Annotated in this window: 20 protein-coding genes; 14 read left to right on the plus strand and 6 right to left on the minus strand. The window is 70.9% G+C overall.

Translation table 11 applies throughout. The features are described from left to right. From Ade02nite_RS32650 to Ade02nite_RS32675, 6 genes are all read right to left on the minus strand, one after another. Nucleotides 1–1,036 (minus strand): HAMP domain-containing protein (locus Ade02nite_RS32650; protein WP_203772275.1); only part of this gene is annotated, 1,036 nt, incomplete at its 3' end. A gap of 126 nt (nucleotides 1,037–1,162) precedes the next feature. Further along, nucleotides 1,163–1,405: a carbon storage regulator CsrA gene (gene csrA / locus Ade02nite_RS32655; RefSeq protein ID WP_203772277.1), complete on the minus strand. Its 243-nt coding sequence runs from the start codon at nucleotides 1,403–1,405 to the stop codon at nucleotides 1,163–1,165. Between the two features lie 82 nt (nucleotides 1,406–1,487). Then, nucleotides 1,488–1,886: a flagellar assembly protein FliW gene (gene fliW / locus Ade02nite_RS32660; RefSeq protein ID WP_239169230.1), complete on the minus strand. Its 399-nt coding sequence runs from the start codon at nucleotides 1,884–1,886 to the stop codon at nucleotides 1,488–1,490. 41 nt (nucleotides 1,887–1,927) lie between these two features. Then, complete coding sequence (locus Ade02nite_RS32665) at nucleotides 1,928–2,827, minus strand: flagellin N-terminal helical domain-containing protein (protein ID WP_203772281.1); 900 nt, start codon at nucleotides 2,825–2,827, stop codon at nucleotides 1,928–1,930. Nucleotides 2,828–2,869: 42 nt separating this feature from the next. Continuing rightward, nucleotides 2,870–4,294, minus strand: coding sequence for a flagellar hook-associated protein FlgK (gene flgK / locus Ade02nite_RS32670; protein ID WP_203772283.1), 1,425 nt, complete (start codon nucleotides 4,292–4,294; stop codon nucleotides 2,870–2,872). Next, nucleotides 4,294–4,779, minus strand: a complete 486-nt coding sequence (locus Ade02nite_RS32675; protein WP_203772285.1) for a flagellar protein FlgN — start codon at nucleotides 4,777–4,779, stop codon at nucleotides 4,294–4,296. The genes flgK and Ade02nite_RS32675 overlap by 1 nt, the downstream gene beginning before the upstream one ends. 279 nt (nucleotides 4,780–5,058) lie before the next feature. On the opposite strand from Ade02nite_RS32675, the gene Ade02nite_RS50415 reads away from it, so the two are divergent. From Ade02nite_RS50415 to Ade02nite_RS32745, 14 genes are all read left to right on the plus strand, one after another. Next, on the plus strand, nucleotides 5,059–6,309 hold the full coding sequence (locus Ade02nite_RS50415) for a flagellin N-terminal helical domain-containing protein (RefSeq protein WP_203772287.1): 1,251 nt from the start codon (nucleotides 5,059–5,061) through the stop codon (nucleotides 6,307–6,309). Between the two features lie 128 nt (nucleotides 6,310–6,437). Further along, the gene (gene fliD, locus Ade02nite_RS32685; protein WP_203772289.1) at nucleotides 6,438–7,787 is read left to right on the plus strand and encodes a flagellar filament capping protein FliD; all 1,350 of its coding nucleotides are present in this window, start codon (nucleotides 6,438–6,440) and stop codon (nucleotides 7,785–7,787) included. A gap of 45 nt (nucleotides 7,788–7,832) precedes the next feature. Further along, nucleotides 7,833–8,213, plus strand: a complete 381-nt coding sequence (gene fliS, locus Ade02nite_RS32690) for a flagellar export chaperone FliS (RefSeq protein WP_203772291.1) — start codon at nucleotides 7,833–7,835, stop codon at nucleotides 8,211–8,213. Between the two features lie 5 nt (nucleotides 8,214–8,218). After that, nucleotides 8,219–8,554 carry a hypothetical protein gene (locus Ade02nite_RS32695; protein ID WP_203772293.1) on the plus strand — a complete coding sequence of 112 codons (336 nt, stop codon included), beginning with the start codon at nucleotides 8,219–8,221 and terminating at the stop codon, nucleotides 8,552–8,554. 194 nt (nucleotides 8,555–8,748) lie between these two features. Continuing rightward, nucleotides 8,749–9,096, plus strand: coding sequence for a flagellar basal body rod protein FlgB (locus Ade02nite_RS32700; protein ID WP_203772295.1), 348 nt, complete (start codon nucleotides 8,749–8,751; stop codon nucleotides 9,094–9,096). Between the two features lie 2 nt (nucleotides 9,097–9,098). Beyond that, nucleotides 9,099–9,491, plus strand: a complete 393-nt coding sequence (locus Ade02nite_RS32705) for a flagellar basal body rod protein FlgC (protein WP_203772297.1) — start codon at nucleotides 9,099–9,101, stop codon at nucleotides 9,489–9,491. A gap of 8 nt (nucleotides 9,492–9,499) precedes the next feature. After that, on the plus strand, nucleotides 9,500–9,847 hold the full coding sequence (fliE, locus tag Ade02nite_RS32710) for a flagellar hook-basal body complex protein FliE (RefSeq protein ID WP_203772299.1): 348 nt from the start codon (nucleotides 9,500–9,502) through the stop codon (nucleotides 9,845–9,847). A 1-nt stretch (nucleotide 9,848) separates the two neighbouring features. Further along, a complete protein-coding gene (fliF, locus tag Ade02nite_RS32715; protein ID WP_203772301.1) occupies nucleotides 9,849–11,471 on the plus strand; it encodes a flagellar basal-body MS-ring/collar protein FliF in 1,623 nt (540 codons plus the stop codon). A gap of 72 nt (nucleotides 11,472–11,543) precedes the next feature. Then, complete coding sequence (gene fliG, locus Ade02nite_RS32720; RefSeq protein WP_239169231.1) at nucleotides 11,544–12,575, plus strand: flagellar motor switch protein FliG; 1,032 nt, start codon at nucleotides 11,544–11,546, stop codon at nucleotides 12,573–12,575. Next, a complete protein-coding gene (locus tag Ade02nite_RS32725; RefSeq protein WP_203772303.1) occupies nucleotides 12,559–13,233 on the plus strand; it encodes a FliH/SctL family protein in 675 nt (224 codons plus the stop codon). The genes fliG and Ade02nite_RS32725 overlap by 17 nt, the downstream gene beginning before the upstream one ends. A gap of 8 nt (nucleotides 13,234–13,241) precedes the next feature. Beyond that, on the plus strand, nucleotides 13,242–14,555 hold the full coding sequence (locus tag Ade02nite_RS32730) for a FliI/YscN family ATPase (protein ID WP_203772305.1): 1,314 nt from the start codon (nucleotides 13,242–13,244) through the stop codon (nucleotides 14,553–14,555). Nucleotides 14,556–14,679: 124 nt separating this feature from the next. Then, nucleotides 14,680–15,126, plus strand: coding sequence for a flagellar FliJ family protein (locus Ade02nite_RS32735; RefSeq protein WP_203772307.1), 447 nt, complete (start codon nucleotides 14,680–14,682; stop codon nucleotides 15,124–15,126). After that, nucleotides 15,123–16,133: a transglycosylase SLT domain-containing protein gene (locus Ade02nite_RS32740; protein ID WP_203772309.1), complete on the plus strand. Its 1,011-nt coding sequence runs from the start codon at nucleotides 15,123–15,125 to the stop codon at nucleotides 16,131–16,133. The genes Ade02nite_RS32735 and Ade02nite_RS32740 overlap by 4 nt, the downstream gene beginning before the upstream one ends. A 17-nt stretch (nucleotides 16,134–16,150) precedes the next feature. Then, nucleotides 16,151–18,154, plus strand: a complete 2,004-nt coding sequence (locus Ade02nite_RS32745; protein WP_203772311.1) for a flagellar hook-length control protein FliK — start codon at nucleotides 16,151–16,153, stop codon at nucleotides 18,152–18,154. Nucleotides 18,155–18,177: the final 23 nt, after the last annotated feature.

Raw genomic sequence — 18,177 nt, forward strand, 5'->3', positions numbered from 1 at the left:
CCGTCTCGGTCGCGCGCGCCGCCTCGGCGACCGCCACCGAGGCGATCTGGGCGGACTCGCTGGTGTTGCGGGAGATCTCGCGGATCGCCAGGCCCATCTGCTCCGAGCCGGCGGCCACCGACTGCACGTTGCGCGAGATCTCCTCGGCCTCGGCGGAGGCCGCCGCGGACTGCCGGTCGGTGTTCGCGGCCGCCTCGGCGATGCGCTGCGCGACGACGGAGAGCTGCCCCGCGGCCGCGGCGAGCGCGTCGGCGTCGCGGCCGATCTTCTCCATCGACGTCCGCATCGAGTCGAGCGCGCCGTCCAGCCCGGCGGCCATGCGGCCGAGCTCGTCGCGGCTGGTGATGCCGCTGCGGCCGGTGAGGTCGCCGCGGGCGAGCGCCTCGATCACCGTGCCGAGCGTGCGCACCGGCACCAGGATCGAGCGGGCCAGCGGGATCGCGAGCGCCACCAGCAGGACCAGCCCGGCGATCGCGACCACGATCGAGAGGGTGCGGATCCGGTTGACGGTCGCGCTCATGTCCGCCTGCTCGGCGTCGACAGCGGCGGTCACCCGGTCGACCAGCGCGCCGAGCTCGTCGTCGGTCTTGTTGTTGCGCTCGGCGATCTCGTCGAGCCGTGACCGCACCGAGGCGGGGTCGGCCGTGGCCGCGGTCACGAAGTCGGAGATGAAGGCGCTGAAGTCGACGAAGTCCGGCCGGTTCTCGGCGAAGGTGGCCGCCATGTCGGTGGGCAGCCCGGCCGCCACCACGGCGTCGGCCGCCTCGGTGGACGACTGCACGTCGTCGACGACGTCCTGCGTGACGTCCTGGCCCAGGGCGGAGCGGTACGCGTCCACCTTGAGCTCGCTCTGCCGGGTGTCGAGGTGGTTGAGCGCCGCCTGCCCGGCCTGGAGGCGCGACACGAGCGCCGCCTGATCGGCGAGCTTGTTCTGGCCGATCAACGAGATCGAGGCCAGGGCGGCCAGCATCACGGCGCCGACCACGACGATCAGCGCCAGCCGCTTGGCGATACCCAGCTGGGCGAGTCGCGACATCGCATCCCCCTCGGCAACTTCTTCGCAACCGCCCGGATGCGCCGTTGGCAACTCGCGCACCGCACACTGTTCTCATCAGCGCACGGTGAACGCCCCGTCGCCGGCGCGACGGGGCGTACGCCACGCTCAGGCCGGTGTGTCCGGCGACTGCAGCAGTTTCGAGACCGCCTGGACCTCGTCCTCGGTGGGCGAGGCGGCCGCCTGGTTGGCAGCCCGCAGCTCCCGGTACACCTCTTCGCGATGCACCTGCACGTCACGCGGAGCCTGGATGCCCAGCCGGATCACGTCGCCGCGCGCCTCGAGAACCGTGATGATGACGTCGTCGCCGATCATCACGCTCTCCCCGGCGCGCCGGGTCAGTACGAGCATCGTCGGTGCCCTCCTCCATCCGTGGACGGACAGCATCGCGAGTCGGCGCGGCCGCGGGCACCGCGGCCGCGCCGCTGACGGTTCAGTAGGCCCGGTTCATGATCGCGCGGACCGGGAGACCGGAGCCGCTGAGCACGACCTGCATGGCACGCATGCTGTCGCGGTCGACCACGATCGGCGCCAGCAGGTTGGCCGTGGTCTCGTTCTGGCCGGCCGTGATGACGACCAGCAGCAGGAGGCGGTCCGGGTCCTTCGTGTTCAGGGCCGCGAAGACCTCCTTCTCGATCTCCGGCGCGTAGTCCGGGAAGAAGGGCTCCGGCGGCGCGACGAGGAAGCGCAGCTCCGGGTCCTCGATGGACGTGAACGCGTAGAGCAGTCCATCGTCGTTCAGCCGCACCAGGACGAACTCCCGGTGGGCCGGGAAGCCCGGCATGGGCACCGCCATGGTGATGGTCGGCAGGCCCATGGACGCGTCGGTCATGGAGGCCTCAATCGGTCGGTACGCGGTGCGAGTACTCATGGTCACCTCAGGAAATCGATGAGCGAGGGCTGGATCACCTTGGCCGAGGCGGCCAGGGCTGCCTGATAAGAGGTCTGCTGGATCTGCAATTCCATGATCGCCTTGGGCAGGTCGACATCCTCGATGTCGGACAGCTGCGACGTCACGGAGAGCAGGTGGTCGTCAGCGGACTGCTTCATCTGCGTAATCCGATTATATCGGGCGCCAACGTCCGAAAGGGTGGACTTTAGTAAATCGTGGGCCGAATCGAGTCGACCCAACGCATCGTCCAGATCCTTGTGGTTGTTGGCGTCCAACGCCTCGGAAATGTCAGTCAGGACCTTGAAGAGCTGGGTGTCGCTCTCGTTGGCGCCGAACGCGTCAACGCCGTTGGCCTCGATGCGGACCTTGGCGTTCGGGCCGACCGTGCGGGTCGTCTCGGCGGTGTTGCCGATGAACTCGCCGTCGGCGTTGAAGGCCGTGTCGCCCGCCGTGGTGCCGCCGAAGACCGGCCGGCCCATGTATTTCGTGTTGGCCTCGCTGATCAGCGACTGCCGGATGTTGTCGATCTCGGACTTCAGCGCGGCCCGGCTCCCCTCGTCGCCGGACGCCGCGTTGAGGCCCTGCACCGCCAGGTCACGCACCCGGATGATCTGGGAGGATGCGGCGCCCAGCTTGTCCTGGATGGTGCCCAGCCAGCCCAGCCCGTCGTCGGCGTTGCGCGAGTACTGCTGGGTGGCCCGCACCTCACCGCGCAGCTGGAGCGAGGTGACCGTGCCGGTCGGCGAGTCGGACGGCTTGCTGAGCAGCTTGCCGCTGGAGATCTGCGTCTGCAGCTTCTGCCCGCGGGCCATGTTGCGCTGGAGGTCACCGAGCATCCGGTGGGTCATGCTGGTGTCGGTGACCCTGCTGGGAATCGTCATGCTGCCCTCCTCTCGGACATCGGATGCGCCTGCGGCTCACCGTCAGCGGCCGACCAGGCCGGTGCGGTTGATCAGCTGGTCGAGCATCGAGTCGATGGTGGTGAGCACCCGGGAGGCGGCCTCGTAACCCCGCTGGAAGGTCAGCAGGTTGGTCATCTCCTCGTCGAGGTTGACGCCCGACTCGGCCTGGCGCGCGGTGTCGACCTGGTCGGTGACCGCGTCCTGGATGTCGCTGCGCCGCGCGGACGCCTGCGAGGCCACACCCAGCTGGCCGATCATGGTCTGGTAGAGCGCGTCGGGACCGTCCGACGAGACACCCGTCTCCGAGAGCTGGTCGGCGATTCCCTGGTCCACGGCGGCCAGCAGGGGATCGGGATTCTTGCGGCTCTCCACCGAGAACGGCACCTTGTCCGCCTCGGTGATCGCCACCGAGATGCTGCCGGCCGTGATGACGCCGTTCTCGTCGCCCTCGAAGAAGGGCGTGCCCTCATCGCCGTTGAAGTCGTAGCCGGCGGTGACCGCCGAATTGACCTTGTTCGCGAGCGTCCGCGCCACCTCGTCCAGCTGGCTCGAGATGCCCGGGATGATGGTGTTCATCGTGTCGAGCATCGCGCCCATCTGGCCGCCGGTCGTCACGGGCATGTCGGTGTCGGTCCACTTGAGAGCGATCGGGGTGTCCTCGGTCCACGCCGCGAGCGTCGGCGGCCCGGTCAGCTCGACCTCGCGGGTGACGAAGTCGCTCACCAGCGGGGCGGTGCCGAGGTAGACGTTGACCGAGCCGTTCGTCTTGCTCTGAGTGGTCGCGCCGGTCAGCTCGGACAGCTGCATGACCGCCACGTCGCGCTGGTCCAGCAGCTCGTTGGCCTCGAGGCCGGACGCGTTCGCCACGACGATCTGCTGGTTCATGTCGGCGATCCGGCCGGCGAGGTTGTTCACCTGGCTGACGAACGCCTCGGCCTGCGTGCGGTTGGCGGAGAACTGACTGGCCAGCGACTCGTGGGTGTCGTTCAGGGTGACCGCCACGGTCTGGCTGCGCTCGATCAGGGCCGAGCGGGTGGAGGGGTCCTGCCAGTTGTTCGAGACGTCGTTCCAGGCGTCCCACATGTCGTGCAGGCGAGCCTGGAGCGCGGTGTCGCTCGGCTCGGCCATGACGCTTTCGATCTGCTCGTACGACGCCTTCTGGGTCGCGAGGTACGAGGAGTTGGCGTGCTCGGTGCGCCCGCGCTCCTCCAGGTACTCGTTGCGGCCGCGCTCCACCGACGAGACCGTGACACCGCTGCCGACCTGGGTGGTCGTCGCGTAGACGCCCGGGTTCAGGCTGCCGGTCTGTGACTGCATGCGGACCTTCTGCCGCGTGTAGCCCTCGGTGTTCGCGTTCGCGATGTTCTGGCCCGTGATGTCCAGGCCGCGGCGCTGCGCGTAGAGCGACGTGAGCGCCGTGTTCAAACCGCCGAAGGAACTAGCCATCAGATCGCCTCATCCACCAGGCTGGAGCGTCGCACGCTGCCGGATACGGTCTGGCCCTGCGGTCCGTACGTTTCCACAGTTTCGGCGAACGCGAGCATGGTTTCGCGCGCCGCGCGCTGGCCGGCGGTGAGCAGGTCACGGTTGACGTCGGCGAGCGCGCTGATCTCGGAGGTCAGCAGCAGGAACGCCTTGCGGTGCTGGTGCAGCAGGTCGCCCCAGGGCTCCGGGGCGGCGTCGGCGAGCTCGCCGAGCGACGCCTCGGCCGGCAGCCCCAGCTCGACGGCGCAGTCCTGCGCGTAGGCGGCGCGGATGACCTCGGTCTGCCGGATCTGGTCCAGCACCACCTCGACCTCGCGGGTGGCGTGGCTCAGCCAGCGCGAGCGATTGGTGGCGAGGAGCAGCTGCTCCTCCTCCAGCTTGAACAACAGCATCTCGAGCAGCTCACGTGACCGCCACAGGACGCTGGCCAGGTCGGTAAGACTCACCCCTGGTCCTCCGTCTCGCCTCGGGTCGGGCACGCCCCCGGCGACGAGCCCGCTCATTCGGACAGGTCGGCACGTCCGCCACGCCGCTGAGGGATTTCCCCCGATCGGGCCATTTCCGGGGCGACTACGAGTTCGCCCGGCTTTCTCCGGGTTCGCCGGAAAAGAGCGAGGAAATCTCGCAGACTGCCTATGAACCGTCGGCGCAGCGCCGAACGGACTGGCGTACGCCACGGCTCCAAGGACGGGCCGGCATAGAGACCCCTCAGGGAGGAACTACCAATGGGTCTTCGCATCAACCAGAACATCGCCGCGCAGAACGCCTACCGGAACCTGTCGGTCACCGACAGCCAGATGTCGAAGTCGCTGGAGAAGCTGTCCAGCGGTTTCCGGATCAACCGGGCGGCCGACGACGCGGCCGGTCTCTCGATCTCCGAGGGCCTGCGCTCGCAGATCGGCGGTCTCAAGGTCGCCGTCCGCAACACCCAGGACGGCGTGAGCGTCGCGCAGACCGCTGAGGGCGCGCTGAACGAGGTCACCTCGATCCTCCAGCGCATGCGTGACCTCGCCGTGCAGACGTCGAACTCGGGTGCCACCGACTCCGAGGCCGCCAAGGCGTCGAACAAGGAGCTCCAGCAGCTGAACGCCGAGCTCGACCGGATCGGCGACACCACCGCGTTCGGCAAGTCGAAGCTGCTCGGCGGCGCCTTCGGCGCCACCAAGCAGACCGACATCGCGGGCGCGACCGCACAGAGCGCCGACGACATCACGACCGCGATCGCCGCCGTCACCAGCGGTACCGACATCACCTTCGAGATCAGCGAGGTCGCCGGCAAGACGCTCGACGGCACCGGCACCAACCCGGCTCCGATCTCGGTGACCGTCACGGCGGACGACCTCAAGAACGCCACGACCGGCCAGGACGTCGCGTCCGCGTTCAACGAGAAGATCGCGAGCGCGCTGAAGTCGGCCGGCTTCCAGGGCACCGAGGTCTCGATGTCGGCGCGGACCAAGATGGCCGACGACGGCAGCGGTACCGGCACCACCGCGCCGATGACGACCTTCCAGCTGAGCGGTTCCGGCGAGTTCGCGACGGACCTGACCGCCTTCGGCATCTCCGCCGACTACGAGGACGTCGAGGGCGGCAACAGCGGCAAGTTCCAGGTCGGCGCCAACCGCACCGAGAACATCAGCATCAACATCGGCGCCGTCGACTCGGAGACGCTGGGCACCGCCACGCTCGACCTCACCACGGACCCCGAGGTGGCGATCGACGTGCTGGACAAGGCGATCCAGTCGGTCTCCGACAGCCGCGCCTCGCTCGGTGCGTTCCAGAACCGCTTCGAGCACACCATCAACAACCTCAACGTGGCCGTCGAGAACCTGTCCGCGTCGGAGTCGCGCATCCGTGACACCGACATGGCGCAGGAGATGGTGTCCTTCACCCGGGCCCAGATCCTCACCCAGGCCGGCACCTCGATGCTGTCGCAGGCGAACCAGTCGGCGCAGAACGTTCTCTCGCTGCTGCGCTAACCGAATTGCCACCCGCGGGAGCTGAATCTCTCGCTCGCACGACCGAATAGGTGGGGGAAGCCGGCGAACAGGCCGGCTCCCCCACTCTCGTTTTGCAGCAGCTCTTCCGCACCGAAAGGCAGGCGCCCGTGTCCACTTCGGTTGACGGTCTCGTCAGTGGCCTCAGCACGTCGTCCCTCATCACCCAGCTCATGCAGGTCGAGGCGGCGCCGCAGACCCGGCTCAAGACCAAGGTCTCCACCGCCGAGACCGCGGTCTCCTCCTACCAATCGGTCAACTCCAAGCTCAAGGCCATCAAGACCGCGGCCGAGGACATCGGCAAGCTCGCCACCTGGCGCGCGGTCTCGCCCAAGTCCAGCTCGGCCACGGTGACGGCCACCTCGACGGGCGGCACGAACACGGCGTCCGGCACCACGATCTTCAACGTGGGCAGCCTCGCCAGCAACCAGATCAGCACGGCCAAGGTCGCCAAGGACGGCGACATCACCAGCGCGAGCACCGTCGAGCTCACCGTCGGCGGCGTGGCGAAGACGGTCACCCTCGGCGAGGACAAGACGGCCCAGGGCGTCGCCGACTCGATAAACGCGGCCGGCATCGGCGTCAAGGCCGTGCTCGTCACCACCGGCGGCAACGAGAACATCCTCCAGCTCAGCGGCACCAAGACCGGTGCCGAGGCGAGCTTCAGCGTGGACAGCGGACTGGAGAGCCTCAACCTCGTCGAGGTGGCGCAGGCCAAGGACGCCCGGCTGGACATCGGCGGCGGCGACGGCGTCGACGGCGGGTACAGCGTCCGGAGCAGCACCAACACGTTCACCACGCTGATGCCCGGCGTCTCGATCACCGTCTCGAAGATGGAGAACGACGTCACCGTCACCGCCGACTCCGACGTCAGCGGCATGGCGGCGAAGATGCAGGCGCTGGTCGACGCGGTCAACGGCACCCTCACCGAGGTCGCCTCCCAGACCAAGTACGACGCCACGACCAAGAAGGGCTCGCCGCTGACCGGCGACTTCATGGTCCGCAACATGTCGCAGGCGTTCCTCAGCAAGATCAGCCTCGGCCTGACCTACGACAACCCGGTCTACGACGAGACCACCAACCCCGGCGTCGACAAGACGCTCAGCACCACGCTGGCGAAGCTCGGCGTCGAGCTGGACCGCAGCGGCCAGCTCACCTTCAACTCCAACACCTTCAAGGCCAAGTACAACGAGGACCCCACGCAGTTCCAGGCGGCGGCGATCGCCTTCGGCGACCAGATGCGCGCGCTCGCCGACGACCAGTCCCGCAACGTCACCTCGGTGATCACGGGACGCAACAACGAGATCGACAGTCTCAACCTCCAGATCGAGAACTGGGACATCCGCCTCGCCGCACGCAAGAGCTCGCTGCAGAAGCAGTACTCCGACCTCGAGGTCTCCCTGGGCAAGCTGAAGGAGCAGTCGAACTGGCTGGCCGGACAGCTCGCCGGCCTCGGCTGACCCGCCAGCCCCGTCCAGCCCGTCCCGCACTGACCGAGGAGAACCATGCCCGCACCGAACCTGCGTGACCGCTACCTCCAGGACTCGATCAACACCGCCTCTCCCGCCAAGCTGCTGCTCATGCTCTACGACCGGCTGATCCTCGACCTGATGCAGGGCGAGGAGGCCGTCCGCGCCGGCGAGCGCGAGGTCGCGCACGAGAAGCTGACCCACGCCCAGGAGATCGTCATCGAGCTGCAGGCGAGCCTCGACGTCGAGGCCTGGTCGGGCGCGCCGGGGCTGGCCAACCTGTACGGCTACGTGCTGACCGAGCTGATCGGCGCGAACATCGCCAAGGACGCCGACCGGGTCGCGGCCTGCCGCGGCTTCCTCGAGCCGCTGCGCGACGCGTGGCGAGAGGCGGCAGCCTCCGCGGTCGCCGGGTGACCCTGATGACCGGCGGGAAAGCGGGCGAGGACTGGCGGGGCGCCTGGAGCGCGGCCCTCGACGAGTTGGAGCTCGACGTGGCCACGATCGAGGCGATGCTCGCCGACGAGCACCGTCACGCCGAGACCCCGCCGGCCAGCCTGTGGAAGCCGCCGACCGAGCTCGGCGCGCTGCCGCTGGAGCTCAAGCCGCGGGCCGACGAGATCCTGACCCGGCAGCTGAAGGCCGCGCAGGAGATCGCCCGGCGGCTGACCGCCAACCGGCAGCAGATCGCCGTGACGGCCCGGATCGAGACCGGCGAGGCGGTCAAACGGCCCGTCTACGTCGACCGGGCCATGTAACCGAAGAACGCGCGAACAGAGAACGTCCCGGGACCCCCTATGCGGGGTCTCCGGGACGTTTTTGCGTGCAACCAGTCAGCAACCGTTTGACGCTCAGCGGATCGGCGGTCGCGCCGAACTGCATGGTACGAGCACGGATTGCTCACCGGAACGCCACGGATCGGCACCTTGACGCAGACACGCAAGGAGCTGCTGTGTTCGACGACATCTCCTCGAACTCCTTGAAGGTCGCGGTCGCCGGCCTCGCCGCGCGCCAGAGCGCCATCGCCAACAACATCGCGAACATCGAGACCCCCGGCTACCGGGCCCGTAAGGTCGAATTCGAAGAGGCGCTGCGCAGCGCCGTCGCCAAGGGCATGTCTCCGCTGGGTGTCGCGCCGAGCACGCAGAGCTCGCTCGAGCCGACCCGGCTCAACGGCAGCAACGTCAACCTCGATCAGGAGACCCTCTCCCACATCGACACGACGATGCGCTACCAGCTGACCATGCGGGCGCTGGACCACAAGTACTCGATGCTGCGCGAAGCCATCAAGGGAGCCTGACGATGAGCACCTTCAACGCCCTCGGTGTCGCCGGCACCGGTGTCACCGTCTACCGCAAGTGGCTGGACGCGGTCTCCGACAACATCGCCAACATGAACAACGTCAGCCGGACCTCGGAGTCGGCGTTCCAGGCCCGCTACGTCGTCGCCCAGGAGGCGCAGGACGGCAACGGCGCCGAGGTCGGCGGCGTCGCGTTCGGCAGTGCCGAGGGCATCCTCGTGCACGAGCCGGACCACCCGCTCGCCGACGCGCAGGGCTACGTCCGCAAGCCGGACATCGACCTGGGCTCGCAGATGGCCCAGATGATGATGGCCCAGCGCGCCTACCAGGCCAACCTCGCGGTGGTGGACCGCGCTCGCGACTCCTACACCGCGGCGATCAACCTCGGGAAGTGAGGTAGGACATGACCTCTCCGATCAGCCCGATCGGCGGATTTTCCAGTGTGGCCGGCCTCGACGCGGTCAACGGCATCAGCGGCGCCGAGACGACGGCCATCGGCGGCACCCGAGCCGAAGAGGCGCAGGGACCCAACGAGAGCTTCGCCAGCATGCTGTCCCGCGGACTGGAGAGCGTGCAGGCGAGCCAGGCCAACGCCGAGGACCTGGCGACCAAGGTCGCCACCGGCGAGCTCCAGGACCCCGCGCAGTACACCATGGCCGCCAACGAGGCGGCCCTCGGAATGCAGCTCACGCTCGCGGTCCGCAACAAGGCCGTGGAAGCGTTCCAGGAAATCATGAGGATGCAGGCCTGACATGACCGACCGCCTTCCCGCTCCGGTTCGCCGCGTCACGGACACGTTCCGGTCCTTCACTCCGGGACAGAAGGCCGTCACGATCGCGGCAGTAGTCGCCCTCATCGTCGGTGCCTACTTCTTCGCCACGTGGGCGTCGAAGCCGACGTACTCGATCCTCTTCAACAACCTGTCGAACAAGGACGCCAGCGCGATCGTCGAGTCGCTGCAGAAGTCCGGCACCAGCTACGAGCTGGCCAACGACGGGCAGACCGTGCTGGTGCCGCAGGACCAGGTGAACGAGCTGCGCCTCTCGCTGAGCAGCGAAGGGCTGCCCGGCGACGAGGGCACCGGCTATTCGCTGCTGGACCAGCAGGGCATCACCACCAGCGACTTCATGCAGAAGACCAACTATCAGCGGGCGCTGGAGGGCGAGCTCGCCAACACCATCAAGTCGATCGAGGGCGTCGAGGCGGCGACCGTGCACCTCGTCATCCCCCAGAAGGACGTCTTCGCCGACAACCAGGACACGCCGACCGCCTCCGTGCTGGTCGCGTCGAGCTCGACCCGGCCGCTGAGCAGCGACCAGGTGCAGTCGATCGTGCACCTCGTCGCGTCCAGCGTCGAGGGTCTCGACCCGACCCAGGTCACCGTGGCCGGCTCGGACGGCAAGATCCTCTCGACCGGTGGTGGTGCGGCCATCGGCACGGGTGGGGACAGCGGCGCCGAGGCGCAGACCGTCGCCTTCCAGAACCGCATGAACAGCTCGCTCCAGAAGCTCGTGGAGAGCCTGGTCGGCCCCGGCCACGCCGTCGTGACGACCAACGCCGTGCTCGACTTCGACCAGACGTCGACGCAGACCAAGACCTACAACGCCGACCCGTCGGTGCCGGCGCTCTCGGAGAGCAACAGCCGCGAGGCGTACAACGGCGCCCAGAACTGCGCCGGCGGGGTGCTCGGCCCGGACAACATCGCCGGCCCCGGCTGCACCACCGGCAGCACCGGGGAGCAGGGGCAGTACGAGAACAGCACGAGCGTCAAGAACAACGCCATAAACGAGACCCAGGAGACCCGCAAGAGCGCTCCCGGCAAGATCAGCAAGCTCACCGTCGCGGTCCTGCTGGACAGCAGCGTCGCCGGCACCGTCGACCCCGCCCAGGTGCAGCAGCTGGTCAGCGCGGCGGCCGGCATCGACGCCACCCGTGGCGACACCATCGCGGTCAGCGCCATGCCGTTCGACACCAGCGCCGCCCAGGCGGCCCAGAGCGCGCTGAGCGCCTCGACGGCGGCCGCGCAGCAGGCCAAGCAGATGTCCTTGATCAAGACGGGCGCGCTCGGCGCGATCGTGCTGGCGCTGCTCTTCCTCGCCTGGCGGTTCAGCCGCCGCGGCAAGAAGCGCCGCGGGCTCACCCCCGAGGAGCGCAAGCACCTCGAGGACATGCAGGCGGCGCTCGAGGCCCAGCGCCTCGCCGAGCTCAACCAGGCGATCCCCGCCCAGATGCTGGAGGCGGGAACCGCCATGGACGACACGAACGTGCAGGCTCGCGAGGAACGCCAGCGCGAGATCGAGCAGATGGTCAAGGATCAACCTGACGAGATGGCGGTGCTCCTGCGCGGCTGGCTGTCCGCGGACGCGACGCGCTGACGCACCAACGGCGGCCGGTCATCGCCGGCCGCCGTCACCGCCTTTCTGCTGACGGGTCCGAGGGAGTACGCGTTGACCACACCCACACCGGCGCTCACCACCATGTCGATGACGGGCGTGCGCAAGGCCGCCATAATGCTGGTCCAGTTCGGCAAGGAACAGTCCGCCCAGGTCCTGGCCCAGATGTCCGAGAAAGAGGTCGAGATGATCTCGGCCGAGATCGCTCGGCTGGGCAAGCTCGACCCCACCCAGGTCGACGACGTCATGGACGAGTTCTACGCCATGGCGACCACCCGGTACGCCGGCTCCGGCGGCATGGACTACGCCCGCGAGCTGCTCGAGGCCTCGCTCGGCAAGGAACGCGCGGCGTTGATACTGGACCGCCTCGAAGCCTCGATGAACGACATCCCCTTCAACTTCCTCAGCCACGCCGACCCCCGGCAGCTGCTCTCGTATGTGCAGTACGAGCACCCGCAGACGATCGCGCTGGTGCTCGCGCACATCCCCTCGGCGCTCGCCTCCTCGATCCTCGCCGGCCTCTCGCTCGAGGTGCAGACCGAGGTCGCGCACCGGATCGCGGTGATGGACCGCACCTCCCCGGACGTCATCCGCCAGGTCGAGCAGGCGTTGCAGCGCAAGCTCTCGACGGTGCTCCAGCCCGACGAGCTCTCCACGGTCGGCGGCCTCCAGCCGCTGGTCGACATCATCAACCGCGCCGACCGTACGACCGAGCGCCTGATCCTCGAAGCCCTGGACGCCCGCAGCCCCGAGCTGGCCGAGGAGATCCGGCGCCGGATGTTCATGTTCGAGGACATCGTCAACCTCGAGGACCGCGCCGTGCAGCTCGTGCTGCGCCAGGTGGAGCCGGCCGACCTCGCCACCGCCCTCAAGGGCGTGCCCGAGACGGTCCGCGACAAGGTCACCAAGAACCTCTCCGAGCGCGGCCGCGAGAACCTCCTGGAGGAGATCGACCTGCTCGGCCCGGTCAAGGTCAAGATGGTCGAGGAGGCCCAGGCCAAGATCGTGTCCGTCATCCGGTCGCTCGAGGACTCCGGCCAGATCGAGGTGCAGCGCGGCGGCGAGGCCGATGAGCTCATCGCCTGAGAACAGCCCCGTCCTGCGGGGCTCGGTGGCCGACTCGGCCTCGGCCGCGCGCTTCTCGGTCGACCTGCGGACCGGCATGCCGGCCGACGGCGAGGCGATCGAGCGCGCCAAACAGCAGGCCCGCACCGCGGGCTACGCCGAGGGCTGGGCCCAGGGCCAGCGCGAGGCGGCCGTCGAGGCGGAGGCCCTGGCGGCGCGTGCCCAGGCCAGCGCCCAGGCGTTCGAGCAGCGGCGCGCGGCCGCCCTGGCGCAGGCCGTCAACGCGCTCGGCCGGGCCGTCACCGAGCTCGAGAACCAGCTCATGCCGACGTTCGCGGAGCTCCAGGAGGTGCTGCTCGCGCACGCCTTCGAGCTGGCCGAGGCGATCGTCGGGCGGGTCGTGGACGATCCGCAGGGCCGCGGCATGGACGCGCTGCGCCGGGCGATGGCCGCCGCGCCCGAGTCCGGCCGCCTGGTGGTCAGCCTGCACCCGGACGACTTCCACACCCTGGTCGGCGAGGACGGCACCGCCGACTTCGAATACGAGGGGCGCGGCGTGAGCCTGCGCCCCGACAGCGCGCTGCGCCCCGGGGACGCGGTGGCCGAGACCGGCATGGGAACGGTCGACGCCACGATCGCGGCCGCGGTGGCCCGCGCGCGGGAGGCCCTGCGGCTCTAGGAGGCACCATGACCGACGTCTTCCGGCACCGCATGAGCGCGGCGCTAGAGGCGGCCCGGCCGCTCACCCGCGGCAAGGTGGTCGGCGCGGTCGGCCTGCGGGTCACGGTGGCCGGCGTCGACGCGCGGGTCGGCGACCTGCTCCAGATGGGCGAGGGGCCGGAGGCCGTCTACGCCGAGGTCGCCGCGCTCGACGGCGAGAAGCTGTCCTGCCTGCCGCTCGGGCCGATCGCCGGGCTCGGCGCCGGCACCCCGGTGCTCAGCACGGGCGGGCCGCTGCGGGTGGCGGTCGGCCCCGACCTCCAGGGCCGCATCCTCGACGGGCTCGGCCGCCCGATGGACGGCGGCCCGCCGCTGCGCGGGCAGCTCGTGAGCATCGACGCGGCGCCGCCCTCGGCCATGGAGCGCCAGCTCGTGGACGCGCCCATGCCGCTGGGCGTGCGGGTGCTGGACACGCTGGTGCCGTGCGGCAGGGGCCAGCGCATCGGCATCTTCGCCGGCTCCGGCGTCGGCAAGTCCACCCTCATGAGCATGATCACCCGAGGCACGTCCGCCCAGCTCAACGTGGTCGCGCTGGTCGGTGAGCGGGGCCGCGAGGTGCGCGAGTTCATCGAGCACGACCTGGGCGAGGAGGGCCTGGCCCGCTCCGTGGTGGTGATCGCGACGTCGGACACCCCGCCCCTGGTGCGCCTGCGGGCGGGCGCCGTGGCGACCCGCATCGCCGAGTACTACCGCGACGAGGGCGCCGACGTGCTGCTGATGATGGACAGCGTGACCCGTGCGGCCATGGCGCAGCGCGAGGTCGGCCTGTCGGTGGGCGAGCCCCCGGCGACCAGGGGCTATCCCCCGTCCGTCTTCGCCATGCTCGCCTCCCTGCTCGAACGGGCCGGCCCCGGCGCGCGGGGCAGCATCACCGGCCTCTACACCGTGCTGGTCGAGGGCGACGACCACAACGAGCCGATCGCCGACGCCGCCCGCTCGATCCTCGACGGCCACATCGTGCTCGACCGCAAGCTCGCCACGGCCGGCCACTTCCCGAGCATCCAGGCGCTCGACTCGATCTCCCGGGTGGCCAACAAGATCACCACGCCTCAGCAGAAGGCCGACGCGACCGAGCTGCGCCGCCTGATGGCCGCCCACCGGGACATCCGCGAGCTGGTGGAGATCGGCGCCTACGTGCCCGGGACCAACCCGGACGCCGACCGCGCCACCGCCATCTGGCCGCAGATCAACGCCTTCCTCCGGCAGGGCCTCGACGAGCGGGTGACCGCCGAGCAGGCGTGGGCACAGCTGCACGCCCTGATCCAGGCCGCGGGCACCTGAGCCCGGGAAACGTCCGGGCTTTCGCCGGTGAACGGTTGCGAGTCGGGTGCAGGGGCTCAGCGAAATCGTTGACGGGCCGACCGGTTCAGGTGAGGGCGTAGGGCGCCCGCGTCAGGAGGCGATCTTGAACCGATTCTTCCGGCTCTCGCCGGTGCTGCGTGCCCGCAAGGCTCAGGAGGACGCGGCGCGCGGCGCGGTGAACCAGTCGCGTGCCGAGATCCGGGATGCTCAGGCCCTGGTGCGGCGGCGGCATCTCGATCTGGTCGGTGCCGAGGCGCCCACCGAGGGCACCGCCCGCGCCATGGTCGCCTCGATCGTCGCCCGGCAGTCGCTCGCCGCCTCGCTCATGGGGGCTCAGCGCATGGTCGCCGAGGCCGAGGAGCTGGAGCGCGAGCGCATGGCCGTGCTCGCGGACGCGGCCAAGCGCCGCCGTGCCGTCGAGCTGATGGCCGAGCGGCACGCCGAGATGGTGCGGGCGCACGACCTGCGCAAGGACCAGGCCGCCCTGGACGAGGTGGCGATGACGAGCAAGGCGCGCGAGGCCGCCCGGGGCGGAGGGAGCGAGGCGTGAGGGGCGTCACCGGGGTGCTCAACCGCATCCAGGAGCTTCAGGGCCAGCTCGGCCTGACACCCGTCAACCAGGCGCCCGGCACCACGGGCACCGCCGCGAACGGCACAGTGACCTCGCCCGGCGGCACCACCTTCGCCTCGGCGCTCGCGAACGCCACCGGTGCGCCCAGCATGCGCCTCAACAGCGCGGCGACCGGGCAGTCGGTGGTCGACGCCGCCAAGAAGTACCTCGGCACGCCGTACGTCTTCGGCAGCACCGACCCGGACAAGGGCCTGGACTGCTCGGCCCTCGTCCAGCGGGCCTTCGCCGACCTCGGCATCAAGGTGCCCCGGCTCTCCCACCAGCAGGCCAAGGTCGGTGAGGCGGTGCCCACCCTGGCGCAGGCCAAGCCCGGCGACATCCTCGCGTTCGACTCGCCCGTCGACCACGTCGCGATCTACGTCGGCGACAACAAGATGATCGCGGCGCCCAAGCCGGGGGACCAAGTCAAGATCCAGACTGTGTACGAGAAGCCGACGCACATCCGCCGCGTCGTCTCGGACGCCGACACCGGGTCGGTAGCCGCGCAGAACGCCGCCGCCGCGATCCGCCCCGCCAGCCTCCAGGGCGGCGGCGCGCTCTCCGGTGTGCCGTACGCGGACCTGTTCGTGCAGGCCGGGAACCGGTACGGCGTCTCGCCGAAGCTGCTCGCCGCGGTTGCCAAGGTCGAGTCCGGGTACAACCCGAATGCGGTGAGCAAGGCCGGGGCGCAGGGCCTGATGCAGATCATGCCGTCGACCGCGCGCGGCCTCGGCGTGAAGAACTCGTTCGACCCGGAGCAGGCCATCAACGGCGCGGCCAAGCTGCTCGCCCGCAACCTGCGGGAGTTCAAGTCCCTGCCGCTGGCCCTGGCCGCCTACAACGCGGGCGGCGGAGCGGTGCACAAGTACGGCGGCATCCCGCCGTTCTCGGAGACCCAGGCGTACGTCCCGAAGGTCCAGAAGGCCCTGAAGGCCCTGGGCGGCTGAAACGCTAGGAGAGCCGGATGAAGAGCCCGAATTCCGTGACCGGCGCCGACCGTGCCTCCGTGGCCGACATCGGCCGCCGGCCGGGTGGCAAGCGCGGCGAGGGCGGGGAGGAGTTCGGTGACGCGCTGTCGGCCGAGCTGACCCGGCCGGGCCAGGACGGTGACCGCAAGGCCGGCGAGGGCCGGGCCGACGAGCAGCGCGCAGGCGACAGAGCTGCGGATCGGGCCGCGGACCGGGCGGCCGACCAGCGTGCGCTCGACAGGCGGGCGATCGATCAGCGGGCCGCCGACCGGGCCGCCGCCGAGCGGCAGACGCTGCGGCGCGAGGCCGCCGACCGGGCCCGCTTCACCCGGCCCGGCGCCGACCGCGCCACGGCGGACCGGCGCGATGCCGACCGGACCGTGACCGACCGGACCGTGACCGACCGGACCGTGACCGACCGGGCCGCGACCGACCGGCGTGATGCCGACCGGACCGTGACCGACCGGCGCGACGACGACCGGCCGGCGGCGGACGACCGCGGGCCCTCCCCGGAGCGGACCGACCGCGCCGGCGACCGTGGCCCGGCCGGCCACGACGACGCCGTCGGCCGCGAGACCGCCGACGGCCGCACGACCGCCGACCGCCGCACGACCGCCGACGGCGAGGACGCCGAGAGCACGCCCGTGGACGCGCAGGCCGAGGGCGGGGACTCCGCCGAGACGGCGCTCGGCGACGGTGTGCCCCAGCTCGGCACGCAGACCGGTGCGGCACCGGCCGAACCCGCTGCGATCACGCCCGACGCCGCCACCGCTCCCCCGGCGGCCGGTGCTGCCGCCGTCGCCGGCGTGCCGGTCGCCGCCACCCAGGTCACCACCCCGCAGCAGGCCCCGGCCGACCAGCCCGGGACCGCCGCCCGGCCGAGCGCCGCTCCGGCCGTCGGCGGCGTCGCGCTCGCCGCCGGCACCGCCGCCCCGGCCGGCACCGCCGTGGCCCAGCCCGGCGGCGGCCTGCCCGCGACGGGCGCGCATCTCAGCCTGGAGGCTCAGGCCGCGGCCGCGCAGGCCGCCACGGGCCGCTCCGCGCTCGGCCTCGGCACCGGCACCGGCACCGGCACGCCAGCCGGCGTCGCGGCCCAGCCCGGCGGCCCGATCCCGGCCGAGTTCGCCACCCAGCTCGCGCAGAGCGGCATCGCCGTGATGACGCCGGCCACCGCGCCCGGCGGCGCGGGACAGCTCGGCGTCCAGGACCCGGCCGCGGCCGTGGCCGGCGCGACCCTCACCGCCCCGGCCGAGGCCGGCGCGACCCCCACCGCCCCGGCCGAGGCCGGCGCAACCCCCGCTGGCGTGGGCCAGGCTCCCGCCGCCGTGCCGGAGGGGACGGCACCGGCCGCGGCACCCACCGCGGAGACCCCGGCGCAGCCGGCGCAGGCGGAGACCGCCGCCGCCGGTCCCACCGCCAACCCGGTCAACCCGGCGGCCGCGCCCGGCGTGGCACCCGACGGCGCCGCCAACCCCGGTGCGCTCGGCCAGGCGGGCCTGGCGGGTGTCTCCGGACCGCAGCCCACCGCGCCCGCCGCACCGGCCGCGCCCGCCGCGCCGCCGGCACCGGCCGGCCAGCTGCCGAACCCGCCCGCCGCCCAGCTGGCCATGCGGATCGTGCCGCTCAAGCTGGACGCCGACGGCGTGCACCGGCTCACCGTCCACCTGCATCCGGCCGACCTCGGCCCGGTCCAGGTGGTGGCCGAGATCCGCAACGGCGACATCACCGTGCAGCTGTCCGGCAGCACCGACGCCGGCAACGAGGCGCTGCGCAACGCGATGGACGACCTGCGGCGCGAGCTGAACGACGCCGGCTTCCGCAACACCACTCTCGACCTGCGGCAGGGCAACCCGCAGCAGGAGCAGGCGCGCCAGCAGTTCGCCGCGAGCTTCCCCGGCGCGGCCCGGGGCGAGCGGGCGGAGACGCCGCTGCCGACCGAGCCGGCCCCGGCGATCCGGCGGGCCGTCCCCGGCGACAGCCGCCTCGACATCCACGCCTGACGCGAGCACGAAGGAAAAGGACC

The sequence above is a fragment of the Paractinoplanes deccanensis genome (assembly GCF_016862115.1).
Lineage (GTDB): Bacteria > Actinomycetota > Actinomycetes > Mycobacteriales > Micromonosporaceae > Actinoplanes > Actinoplanes deccanensis.